Here is a 13,104-nt window from a genome sequence, read left to right on the forward strand (position 1 = left end):
AGTAGACTTATGGTTCCAACATGTCTTTTAATGAATTTGAAAATTGAGGATTGGCAGCTTCGCCTCGGTTTCCGCTTTGAACATTTTCCGGAGCAGGAGATCAATCTTTTTGCAGTTAACCGTAAAACAAAAAAAGAGCTGTCTGTACCATGCGAAAGAACTGATCAATCACTATATCAAGCTGCAATCCATTTGGATGACCTCTCAAAACATGTATGGGATGAAGGATCTGTTGATTTCTATGCGGCATGCCAAAATCCAGAAGGCGATCTTTTCAAGAAACGAATAAAGACTGAACATCAGCCGATTGAGCTTTCTTGGAAAAGGGATGATCAAAAACGTGTATTCTTCCTGCCCTATACAACAAAAAAAGGGAACTTCTCTTTAAAAGTTCTGCACCAAAAAGCTGTAGCTGAAGTGAATGATATCCAACTAAATGGAGATGGAGAATTGCTCCTGAAAGGATACGCGTTTTTACTTAACTGGGAAGAAGCCACTTCTGTTCATGATAGACAGCTTGTCTTGAAAGAAGGAAAAGAAGCTGAGGAAAGAATCTTCAAATATCCTTTGCAAAATATTCAATGTGAAGGAACAGATGATGAAAATGTCGGCTTTTTGGCCAAAATCGACCTTAAGAAATTTTATGAAGAAAACGCCATGCCTGCATTATTCCAGTTTTATATCGAATTTACCGGTGAAGATTCCGAAACAGGCGAGAATGTAATCACGCGAAGCAAACCGATCAAGCTGAAAAAGAAAACAAACCAGTTCTCCATTCTAAACACAGCAAAAGGACCGGCCCGTTTTCATATTTACCCGCAAAAGAAAAAGAGAAACATGCGCCTGCGCATGAATGATTACACATTAAAAACAAGGGTCGTTTATTTTATTGCGGGCAAAAGAAAACGATTGTCTTCGTCCCTTCGCAAGGGAAAAAATAAAGTGAAGAAAAAGGTCTCAGGCCAATTGAAAAGACTCTATTATCTCGCTTTTGGATTGGCGGGAAAACTGCCTGTCAAAAAGAAGACCGTCATCTTTGAAAGCTTCGCCGGAAAGCAGTACAGCTGTAATCCGCGGGCAATATATGAATATATGAAGAAAAACAATCCAGAATATAAATTGTATTGGAGCGTAAACCCGGATTATACGGATATCTTTGAAGAAAAAGGCATCCCTTATATTAAAAGGTTTACTTTCAAATGGCTCTTTGCCATGGCCAGAGCCGAGTACTGGGTCGTCAACAGCCGCCTGCCTTTATGGATTCCAAAGCCCGGGCACACGACATATCTTCAAACATGGCACGGTACGCCTTTGAAGCGGCTTGCCGTCGACATGGAAGAGGTGCATATGCCGGGCACAAACACGGAAAAATACAAAAAGAATTTTACGGCGGAAGCATCAAAATGGGATTACCTGATTTCGCCGAACGCATATTCAACCGAGATCTTTGCCCGTGCATTCCAATTTAACAAAACGATGATCGAATCCGGATATCCGAGAAACGACTTTCTCCATACGGACAACAATCCGGAAACGGTCAGGGCATTAAAAGAGAAAATGCAGCTGCCGTCCGATAAAAAGGTGATCATTTATGCACCGACATGGCGGGATGATCAGTTTTATAAAAAAGGGAAATACAAGTTTGACCTTGACCTGGATCTTGACAGGCTGAGAGAGGAAATCGGCGACGACTATGTGATCGTCTTAAGAATGCACTATTTGGTGGCGGAAAACTTTGACCTTGAGCCTTACAAAGGGTTTGCGTACGATTTTTCGTCATATGAAGACATCCGCGAGCTCTATATGGTGTCCGATTTACTCATTACAGACTATTCTTCCGTTTTCTTTGATTTCGCAAATCTGAAGCGGCCGATGATTTTCTTCGTTCCCGATATTGAAACATACCGCGACAAGCTGCGCGGCTTCTACTTTGATTTTGAAAAGGAAGCGCCCGGTCCTTTGGTGAAAACGACCGATGAAGTGATCGAGAAAATCAGGGAAACAGAAGCGCCGGATTACAGGCTGCCGGATATTTTCGATCCTTTCTATGAGAAGTTCTGCTATCTGGAGACGGGAAAATCGTCTGAAAAAGTTGTGGAATCTGTTTTCAGATGATATGAAAAACAGGGAAAGGAACGGTCTGTATTGATTTAAAGGCTGGTGAATTACTCAGAACATCCTTAGAAGTTGTAATATCCTTTAGTATATTAAAGCTCAGCCGTTGACGACAAGTGCGCCGTCAACGGCTGAGCTTTTTAATCATTTCTTAACTATCGCACTCACTTAATACCCGTATACAAGATCCCTCTTCCCAGGAAAAAAGCTGCCGATTTACCCGGCAGCCTTTCTTCTGACTATTTTTTAGTTCTGCAACATAATGCTCAGCGTCTGCTTTTCATTATCGACAACAAACGTTCTTTCATTTGTTTGCACAATAAAACGGCTGCTGCCATCCCTCTGCACTTCTTCATTAGTTAAAGAAATCGAAGAAGGCGTAATGGCAGATACGTCATGAAAGATTATTTGCGATGCTTTGCCGTTTTCAATGACATAGCTGACGTGTTCATAGCTTAAATCCAATCTCTCTCTTCCGTCTGCCGTTGTCTCTTTTTGAACACCGTTCATCTTCAGCTTCAGTTGATCGCCATCATCGCCGAGAAATGAGAGAAGATATTCATACGAAGCAGCCGATTTTTCATAAACAAACGGCATGAACGCAGCGGTCTTTACATCCCTCGTTTTCAATTTTGTCGAAACAGAGCGCTGATCGATAAAATAAGAACGTCCATCAAGCTCTATTTTAGCAGCGGTATCGCTTTTTGAATCAACTGTAACCTTTGTACCGAAAGGAAGCGCGGCTGATTTTTTATCTTTCATGTTTTGATCACTGTATAAAACAGTTTGGTCTTTCGTAATAAATCCGGGTTTGTCAATCCTTTGAAATGACTGCGCCTTGGCATCGTGGTTATTCTTTCCCTGCTCCTGTTTGGTGTCAGTAGAGGAAATGGCTCCAAACGAGGCAAGCGTTCTAAGCGGTGTTTTGACAAACATCGACGCAGCCGTCAATACAAGCAGAACCGATAAAATCGAAATTTGAATAATGTTCGCCAGGGATTTCGGCTTTTTTTTCTCTTTCCGGAAACGGGCAAACACCTCATCTTCAGGAAATGATTTCTTTCTTATCGCCACTTGTTCTTTTTTATATTCTTCTTTTTCTTTTTTCGAAAGTTTATTAAACCAATCAATAAACGCTTTGTATTCTTTTACTACTTTTTTTGTCTCATCAAACATGCGCAGTTCGCCATAATGCATCCATGCAACACGGTCACACATTTTTTCAATCTGGCCGATCGAATGGCTGACAAAGAAAATCGTTTTTCCCTGCTTTTTAAACTCGGTGATCCGGTCGACGCATTTTTGATAGAAGGTCTGATCCCCCACCGACAACGCCTCATCAATGATTAAAATATCAGGGTCGATATGAACGGATATCGCAAAGCCGAGCCGCGATTTCATACCGCTTGAATAGTTCTTGACAGGCTGGTTGATAAAATCACCGATCTCAGCAAATTCAACGATGCTGTCATACATCTCGTCGATTTCTTTATTCGTCAGCCCCATCATCAAACACTTGAGCCGTATATTATCTCTGCCTGTGAGCGCATTATTTAAACCGGCAGCGATCGCAATAAGCGAAGGCTGTCCATTCATTTCAATTTCACCGGCGGTCGGCGGAATAATTTTTGCCAGCAAGTTTGACATAGTCGACTTTCCTGAACCATTGATCCCCACAAAGCCGATCGTCTCTCCTTCATACACGTCAAAGGAGACATTCCGCACAGCAAAAAAACCTTTATCCTTATTCGGGAAAAACAATCCTTTAATTTTATCAGATTGCTTTTCATACAAATGATACTGTTTTGAAACATTTCGAAACGAAACCTTTAGTTTCATCGTTCAATCTCCTTACGTATTAAAGAAAGTCAACAAACTTGTCTCTAAATTTCATATGCAACAGCGAGCCTACCGTCAACAGCAGCAATGTGAACAGCCAGAAATACAAGGTGTATTTCATGTCTTGGAAAAACCAGGATCCGCTAAGAAAACTGTTTCTAAACCCATCGATAATATAAAAAAGCGGGTTCAGTTTTATGAGTGCGAGCAGACGGGGATGATCCTGTCCAAGCTGATGGCTGATATCCCAAAAAATAGGGAGCAGGAAAAACAGCAACCTCGTCACAGATTGAAGCAGAAACTGATAGTCTCTGACCAGAACGCTGATTGTCGAATTAAACAAGCTAAACGAAAACATAAATACAATCATACAAAATAAATAGTATATATATTCTATCCAATGAACGGATGGATAAATCCCAAAAGCCAATAACGCCAGGACATAGATTGCCATCATGACAAAATAGCTGAACATGTTGGCCGCAATCGCAACCGAAGGAAGGGCGCTGATCGGAAAATTCATTTTGGCAACCATATTGATTCGCTTAAATACACTATTCGAACCGTCAAGAATGGTCGGACTGATAAAAAACCACGGAATCAAACCAGCCAGCATCCAGATGATGAAAGGAACTTCACCAACACCCGTGGCAACGTCCCCGCTTTTTCTAATTCCCATCCCAAACACAAACCAGTAAGCCAGCATTTGAATGAGCGGATTCAGAAACTGCCACAAAACGCCTAGATAATTCATCTGGTATTTAGACTTCGTTTCATAAGCAGCCAAACGTAATATTAAAGGAAACGATGTTACTTGCTCTTTTACTATTCTCACTAATGCATTCATTCTAATCTTCCTTAGGGTTAAAGTTTTGGGCCTTAAAGAACTGAAATTTAAAAGCACCGCTCTTTATTGTAACAGATGTTAAATATTTTTTCACTAATCCGCAGAAACACCGGGTTACCCCCCATGTATCAGGTTTTTTCAAATAGAACCACATAAGGAGCCTACCAAAAAAGCTTGCCTACGAAAACGAGTCAAAAAAACTCTGTAGGCAAGCAGCAAATACTTTTTACAAAAAGGACTTAAAAGTTCTATATGCTCATTAAGGCATTATATAATTTTTCACGGTGTTCACCTTTACCACTGAAAAATTCATCCATCTTTAGCTTGTAATGATCAGCTGGCTCATAATTTCTTTCAGCTATACTCTTAACTTCGCTTATAAAGTCATCAATTTCGTAAACCAATCTTCCAAAGCTATCTTCAATGTCTAAATCTAATTTGTTATAAATATGATTTCCGCTTCGAAACTCATCATAATCAGGAACAAAGAAAACAACAGGACGGTTTAAGTACACAAAATCAAATACATAAGATGAAAAATCAGTAATAAACAATTTATAATCTTCGAGTTGAACATTGTCCTCTTTAATAATAATTCGCTCACTTTTTACATCAAAAAGGTTCACAACATCTTTAAATATTGGGTGCATTTTTAATTCGAAAATAATATCTTTTTGTTCCAGCATATCCAAAAACTTTTCAGAGGTTAATAATTCATTTATCTTTCTATAATAATCTGATTTAATGAACAAATTTTTATTAATCACCCAACTATTTTTCTTTTCTTCGACAAGAGTTATACGCCATGAAGGAGCAAAGATAACACGATTATCTGAAGGCTCTTTTTTGCTTATCGTATCAAATCTCGGCATTCCTGTTTCTATGATATTCTCCGGTTCATAGTTGTAATTATTGATTAAGTTTTTCCGTTCAAACTCGCTTGATACTACAAATTTATCTATTCGGTTTTTTTCCTTAGAATATATCCACGGAGTATGCGCATGAAGAATGCCGTGCTGAAGATACACTAACTCATAAGATAATAAATCTTTAAAGTATTCCAACCGTTTTTCAGCAAAGGGACTATATTCGTTAATTGCTCTAAAAGAAGTTAAAATTTTAGTTGAATTCAAAAATAAGTATTTGTGCATTCTTGAACCAAATTTAACGACATACTTTTTTTCTTCCGGAGTGAATAATGAGTCAAGATTGAGAACGTCTCCATCGTAAATATAATATCTTTTGACAGAATCATCTTTTCCAAAATCATGTTTAAACTGGTAATACCCATTATCAATAATATTGGCCCGGTCATTGTAAAGCCATAAAGGAGTCTTATTTTTTTTGATCAAATGTCTAGCCAAAAAGATTTTTTTATCCTTCTTAAAAACAACTTTATTATAATTCTTCAAAAATCCTCTTTTTTCCAAACCGGATATTTTTTTCAAGATGAACTGTGCTTTTTGAGGGATTTTAGTAACCATTACATTGTCTTTAATCACTTTTGGACTATTGATAAATCGATTAAATAAAACATCATTCATAAAAAAGAATGAAACAGGATATTGATAATGATTGTAATTCAACTCAAATTTAATATCTAACTTAGAAATATTTTCAATGTCTTTCTTCCAGCTGAATGCTTTAAATTCGTTTGTCTTCAATCTAACTTTATAATAACCATGATTGGATTCCACTAAGTCTAATTTATGAGGCACGCCGTCGACAATAATATATAAGTTAAGATCAATAAACTCACATAAAACACTTTTAATGAAGCCGTTAATTTGTAATACGCTATTTTTTATATTAAATTGTGTCAGTACAATCTCAAACTTGTTTTCTTTGAAGAGCAGTCTGTCTTCTCTTGAGACGTAAACACCTAATGAATCTTGATTAATTTTGATCGGAGATCTTTTCATTTTTAAAAAGGCTGCTTTATGGTATAAATCCATATGCGGCTGACTTAAGATCACCTTATCTTCAATCTCATCTATAATATTTAAAAAACGCTCATACCATTCGCGGTACTTTTTTTCGTCTAAATGAAAAGGAAAGAGAGATCTAGATTTATAACGCCAGTTTAATTCATATAAAACACTACTTTGTACATAAGGATGAGCTTTATCACCAAATCGATTATTCCAAATTACTTTCTCAAAGTAACTTAATAAAGTAGAGTATGATTGTACCGGACTTCGATATTTCCAAACAGCAGATTCTTTATGCGTCCTATAAATATACCGCCCTTTAGAGCAAATCCCAATTTTTCCAGTTCGCATAATATAACTTGTATTAAATGTAGCATCTTCAGCATAATGAAGAGACGTATCAAAATAAATTTTTTCGGATTCCGGCAGATTCTTTACGCATACATTAATTGTTGTTTGATTGATATTATTATGAATTGAAACATCATATACGCCTGTTTTTCTATAATTTTTCGTTCTTGCATGTTCCTTGACCTTTTCACCTATAAGAGAGTATAACGGATATGCTACAATATCCGTATTTTTATCTTCATTTCTAAAAAATAAAATAAGCTCTTCAATTGTGTTTCTTCCAATCAAATCATCGGAATCAAGAAACATAATATATTGTCCCTTAGCAGCCTTCATTCCATTATTTCTCGCAGCGGACACCCCGCTGTTTTGTTGTTGGATAACTTTAATATTTTCAAACTGCCTTTCGAATTCATAGCAAATTTCTAAACTGTCATCTGATGAACCATCGTCGATTAGGATGACTTCGATTTTATCAAGTGGGTATGTTTGCTGCAAAATTGATTCAATTGTTTTCCTAAGGTACTTATCAGCATTGTAAACTGGAACAATCACCGACATATCATAGTAAAATTCCATTATAAAACTCTCTCCTTAATTTTTTGCTATAATCCTAACTTAATATCTAAGTTTACTTGGTATTAACCGTATTAATATAAACTCTCCTTTTGGATATTTTCATTCAAACTTCTTTACACCCTGATATAATTATGCCTGTTGCTATTCTTCAAAAAGAATAACGCCAAATCAAGTATAAAGTATAGGAAATTCACCCCACCCATCCAAAAAGGGTGCAATTTTCCCAGATCAAATTAACCAATGTGTGTTTACCTAGCTGTAATAATGATATACAATTATGTCGACTATTTCAATTTCATTTTATGGGGTTTAAACATGAACCAAAAGCTTAAAGTAAGTGTTATTGTACCTGTATACAATGTGGAAGACATCGTCTCCCACACTTTAAATAGCTTGAACAATCAAACACTTCAGGACGTAGAATATATCATCATCGACGATGGCTCCACAGATAACAGCCTCTCCATTATTCGAACATTTGCAGAAGACAATAAACATATGAAGGTTATCACCCAAGCCAATAAGGGGCCAGCCGCAGCAAGAAACCGCGGGCTTCAAGAGGCGCAGGGAGATTACATCTGTTTTGTTGATTCTGATGATATTTTGCCTACGGACGCACTGAGGAAATTGTACAATACTGCAGTAAAATATGATTCTGATCTTGTAACCGGAGCTTCAAAACGGTTTAATTCAGAAAAGGAATGGTACATTAAATCACATTTACAACATAATATTATGAAATCCGGTAAAAAAACTATTGAAACTAATCCAGAACTCTTTTACTCTATAGGACCTTGTGCAAAATTGTATAAAAGAACATTATTAAAAGGAATTTTCTTTCCTGAAGAACTCCGGTTTGGTGAAGATCAGCCCCTGGTTCTTTATGCTTATTTACACGCAAAAAATATTTACACGATAAATGAAACCGTATATTTATACAGATTAAGAGAAGGTAATGTTGCCTCTCTTACACAAGAAATCTATCAGAAACCTATTGAGATATTAAATGATTTATTAAAAATGTTAAAGATAGCTGAAACATATTTTTCAAATTACAGGGGTCCCAGTTTTGTACAAAGCAGCTATTTAGAACGAGTAGTACAAAATGAGATTTGGAGCATTATTAATGCAGCCTTATTATCCAAGAACCACCGTACTCAAGCACATGTATTCACTACACTTAATTCATGGTTGGCCAATCTCAAAACTGACTTAATTGATGCTACACCGGCAATTAGTCGTTCGTTAATTTTAAAACTCACAGAAAAAGCTATTCTAATTAAACCGGCTGCTAGGATAAAGTATGTACAATTAATGAACACTGCATTGCAACGACTGGATAAAAAAACGTTAAAACAAGAAAAAATTATAGAAACCAATTGTTATAAAGCTGTAAACATCAGTTTGAAAACCAAATCTTTGGCCAGCATTTATATCTATTCCTTATTAAAACAAGTTAGAAAACGGCTCAATCGAAAAAAGTTTAAAAACTTCATTCTAAGAAGAATCGTTTTTAAATTTGCAAATGCATTTCCGAACGGACGTTATTTATCTCTTGGAACAAATAATAGTTCTATTTTAAAAGGAAATCTATTAGCTATTTATAAAGAGTTAAATAATCACCCACACTTAAAAGTAAATATATTTTTGAAGAAAAATAGAAGCTTTGCCGAGTCTATCAAACAATATTATATACTTGGAAGGTCAAAGTGGATTTTCCTTGATGATTATTATTATCAATTATATGGACTAAAAATAAACAAAAAAACAGAAGTTATTCAAACATGGCATGCTGCAGGGGCCTTTAAAAAATTTGGGTTCAGTGCACTTGAATACAGGGAAGCAAATACGTTTAAGTTTGAAACCAATGCACATTCGATTTATACCAAAATCTTGGCCAGCTCCTCTAATATAGTAAACGAGTATGCCGAAGCATTTAATGCACCAAAAAACAAAATTTTGCCATTTGGACTTCCTAGAACTGATGTTTTTTTTGATGAAGACTATAAATATAGTGTGAAAAAGAGATTTCATAAAAAATACAGCCATTTATCAGACAAAAAAATACTTTTATACGCACCTACTTTTAGAGGTGATTTAAAACAAAGACAAGCATTTACTTTTAAAATGGACCTTGATTATTTAGAAAAAGAATTAGGCCACGAATACGTTTTAATTTTAAAACTTCATCCAAGCGTCAAACAAGTTTCTGTTCAGGATAAATCTTTCATCAATTCAAAGTTTGTTTTTAATATGTCCGAGGTCGAGGATATCAATGATCTGATGATCGTGTCTGATCTCATGATAACTGATTATTCGTCGGTTATTTTTGAATATGCCATTTTACAAAAGCCCATAATATTTTATGCATATGATTTGGATGATTATTTATCAGAAAGAGGCTTCTATTTTGATTATCGAACTCATGTGCCCGGTCCAATTGCTGAAAATACTAAAGAAATTATAGAAATCATTCAAAATCATAATTTTGACTTAGAAAAACTGGCTAATTTCTGCCATTATTATATAGAAGGAAATCGGGGGAGAAGTACAAAAAAAGTACTTAGTGAAATCGGCGTGATCAATGATTAATATAGCTTGATTTGATTTAAGTTGACCTGTCATAAAAATAGAATATAGTTTCTTTTATAAAAAAAGAGACTCGAAAACATATTTCGAGTCTCTTTTTATATCTACCGATAAACCGGCACATCGTAATACAGTGTATAGTCTTCAAGCAATACATATAGGCCGTACATTCTCCCCACCTGCTTGTAAGCCCAGCCGACATCTGTCGCGTACTGATGAAGGGCATTCGGCGACCATCTCATCTTATAGAGCGTGTCCTGTTTGTAAGTCGGGTGGTGAATGTATTTTTCACCGATGAATTTAGCTCCGCCCATGATCGCGGCCTCCGGTGTGAACCAGCCCTGTTCATAGGCGTATTTGGCGCCATAGTAGAGCGGATTGCTGTCATAGGCACCGACTCCGTACATATTGTAAACCTTTTTGCCGTTGAACATCGTTCCTTTGGCCAACTCGGAAGTTCCGTTGCCCGTCTCAAGGAGGGAGTGCGAAATGAGGTACAGTTCATTGATGCTGTATCTTCTCGCGGCATCGATGAACGCCTGTCCTTTGCCTGTCAAAATTTCTTTATGATAAAGAATTTTTCTATTGACTTCGGCAGCATTCAATCCGGCTGTTTGCGAAAGTTTTAAAAATTGAAAGTACGCCGAGCTGTCCTTTGTGAAATTTTCCGGATTGACATATTTCTCGACTTCTTCTCTGCTGGCATTGCGCCAGTTCATTCTGATTTTAGCCCAGCCGTTTTCTTGGGAGATGATGCTGACTTTATTCCCTTTCTGCAGCTGTCCGATGATATTTCCGCTAACGACGCGCGGACTTGACCTGACATTCAACAGATCCGCGGTTACGGTTTGGTTGGCAGTATTGATATAGCTTAATGATACATATGCAGGCGCATCCGTTTGCGGACTGACTTTCATCTGCTTGTCTACCATTTGGCTTAGCGTGATCCCGTAATCGGTCGTGGTGATTTGCGGGCCATTTTTGATTTTGATGATCGTCACCGGCCATCCGTAACTTGTTTTGATCCGATTGGCTGCAGCCTCTGCGCGGATTTTTCCTGTAAATTGTTCATTGATCAAGATGTGAAAAAGGCTGGTCGTCTTCGTTTGATATGTCGCACTGACACCGTTTTTCTTAAAGACATTCAGCCCCCGGTCAAGATCTGTCTTGCTTGTGATCCGGCTTGCTGTAATCCGGTACTGTCTGTAGCCGTATTCACCGGTTTTTACGATTTTACCTGGTATATTTCGCTTGCTGAAAAATTCGAGCGCTTGCTTTAATTTGTCCGTGCTCAGCACAGCCTCTGAACTTAGCGTATACCGGCTGTCATATTGACCTGTCTTTTCGGTTGCTGCATGAAGGCCGAGCTCTTCAAAGAAACGGAGCGTTTTTTTCACCTTGTCCTGTTCATAAATAGATGCCGTTGTCAGCTGATAATGACTGTGAATTTTTTTCCCTGTTGCTGCTGCTTTACCGGCTGCACCGTTTTTCTTAAAGACATTCAATCCTTTATTGATTTGTCCTTGTTCGGCGGTTTCTTTTGATGCGATCCTGTAGCGGACCTCGGTCGTGTTTCCTGCATGTTGAGCCGTTGCTTGAATGTTTTTGTTCTTAAAGAACAGAATGCCATCGTTCGCTTTCCTTTGTTCTGAAACCGCGCTGGAAACGATCCGGAAAGATGTTTGCTTTTTTCCCGCCTTAGAGGCGGTATAGCGCCATGTTTTCTTTTTGAAAAAGACATCTATTTTTTTGAGATTTTGACTGTCCACATTTTTCGTGCTGATCATCCAGAAGCGCGTCCCTTTCACCTTTTCTGCGGCAGAGGCCACGCCTGTATTCTTTTTCATTTGGCTGGCGGCATTTTTCGCGCTCTTTTCGTCAATATCCCGATTTGATATGATATAGCTGTCCGGGCTTCCCAGCGGCTTCATATTTGCCTTTCATCTTAAGCTTGTTTTCAAACTGCCTCAGCAGATTTTTCGCGTTTGATTCACCTTGTATCACACCGGTGACAATTTTATACCGGGGCTGCTGTTTTCTTATCGATTCTATAGAGCCTTTAAGGGCGGTTTCTTTTTCAAATTGCAAAAGCAGGCTTTTCGCTTTGTTTCCGTCTGCGATTTCACCCGAATAAAGCTTTACTGTATTTTTTCCGGTTCCGTATGGAGCGTATGACGCCTTTAGGCCGGTCTCTTTTTCAAAGCGGCTGAGGATGGCTTTTGTTTGCTTCTCCCCCTCAATTCCCTCTGTGGTCACCTTAACGTAAGCCTCTCGTTTTCCAGCGATTGTGTAAGCTGCCTTCAGGCCGGTTTCTTTTTCAAATTGGAGAGCCCATTCCTTGGCTTTTGCTTCACCGGCAAATTCCTTTGACACCGCTTTTGCTAAAGGTTCTTTCTGACCGATCGTACCATAGGATGCTTTCAAGGCCGTTTCTTTTTGAAGCTGCTCAAGCAGATTTTTGGCTCTGCTCTCCCCTTCAATCCCGCCTGTCATCAAGACGTATGTTGTACCGTTTTTTCCTGATGGTTGATACTCGGCTTTCCATCCCGTGTCTTTTTTCAGTTGTTCAACTGCTTTTACAGCTTCGTTTTCACTATTAAACTCTTTTGTTGTTTCAATTTTGTAGACGGAAGTGTCCGTGTATGCTGCAAAAGCGGGAATTGCCGGAACTGCCGCATGTATGCATAACATCATCGCAGTGAAACAGACGGCTTTTTTGATAGTCTTGTTCACATTCTCTTCTCCCCTCGCCCTTTCGAGCTTCCTAGGTTCTTGATCTTGCTTTCTCTTTTTATCGGCACTGTGGAGATGTTTTTTCACAATAAAAAAGCTTACCGGCCTTTTTTTGAAGAC

Annotated in this window: 7 protein-coding genes; 2 read left to right on the plus strand and 5 right to left on the minus strand. The window is 37.9% G+C overall.

Annotation, left to right across the window (positions count from 1 at the left end):
* Nucleotides 1-9 precede the first annotated feature (9 nt).
* Nucleotides 10-2,115 (plus strand): CDP-glycerol glycerophosphotransferase family protein, encoded by a 2,106-nt coding sequence (locus P3X63_RS19875; RefSeq protein ID WP_277691740.1) that lies wholly within the window; start codon nt 10-12, stop codon nt 2,113-2,115.
* A gap of 246 nt (nt 2,116-2,361) precedes the next feature.
* Here the strand turns inward: P3X63_RS19875 and tagH are convergent, their stop codons facing one another.
* The 3 genes from tagH to P3X63_RS19890 form a co-directional block, all read right to left on the minus strand.
* Nucleotides 2,362-3,954, minus strand: a complete 1,593-nt coding sequence (tagH, locus tag P3X63_RS19880; protein WP_277691741.1) for a teichoic acids export ABC transporter ATP-binding subunit TagH — start codon at nt 3,952-3,954, stop codon at nt 2,362-2,364.
* A gap of 19 nt (nt 3,955-3,973) precedes the next feature.
* Nucleotides 3,974-4,801 (minus strand): teichoic acids export ABC transporter permease subunit TagG, encoded by an 828-nt coding sequence (gene tagG, locus P3X63_RS19885; protein WP_059232034.1) that lies wholly within the window; start codon nt 4,799-4,801, stop codon nt 3,974-3,976.
* 248 nt (nt 4,802-5,049) lie between these two features.
* Nucleotides 5,050-7,662 (minus strand): glycosyltransferase, encoded by a 2,613-nt coding sequence (locus P3X63_RS19890; RefSeq protein WP_277691742.1) that lies wholly within the window; start codon nt 7,660-7,662, stop codon nt 5,050-5,052.
* A 315-nt stretch (nt 7,663-7,977) separates the two neighbouring features.
* Here P3X63_RS19890 and P3X63_RS19895 point away from each other — a divergent pair, with 315 nt between their 5' ends.
* The gene (locus P3X63_RS19895) at nt 7,978-10,254 is read left to right on the plus strand and encodes a bifunctional glycosyltransferase/CDP-glycerol:glycerophosphate glycerophosphotransferase (protein ID WP_277691743.1); all 2,277 of its coding nucleotides are present in this window, start codon (nt 7,978-7,980) and stop codon (nt 10,252-10,254) included.
* A 101-nt stretch (nt 10,255-10,355) separates the two neighbouring features.
* Here the strand turns inward: P3X63_RS19895 and P3X63_RS19900 are convergent, their stop codons facing one another.
* Both P3X63_RS19900 and P3X63_RS19905 read right to left on the minus strand, forming a co-directional pair.
* The gene (locus P3X63_RS19900; RefSeq protein ID WP_277691744.1) at nt 10,356-12,182 is read right to left on the minus strand and encodes an N-acetylglucosaminidase; all 1,827 of its coding nucleotides are present in this window, start codon (nt 12,180-12,182) and stop codon (nt 10,356-10,358) included.
* Nucleotides 12,130-12,984: an SPOR domain-containing protein gene (locus P3X63_RS19905; protein ID WP_277691745.1), complete on the minus strand. Its 855-nt coding sequence runs from the start codon at nt 12,982-12,984 to the stop codon at nt 12,130-12,132. The genes P3X63_RS19900 and P3X63_RS19905 overlap by 53 nt, the downstream gene beginning before the upstream one ends.
* Between the last annotated feature and the right edge of the window lie 120 nt (nt 12,985-13,104).

The organism is Bacillus sp. HSf4 (assembly GCF_029537375.1).
In the GTDB taxonomy this organism is placed as follows: domain Bacteria; phylum Bacillota; class Bacilli; order Bacillales; family Bacillaceae; genus Bacillus; species Bacillus sonorensis_A.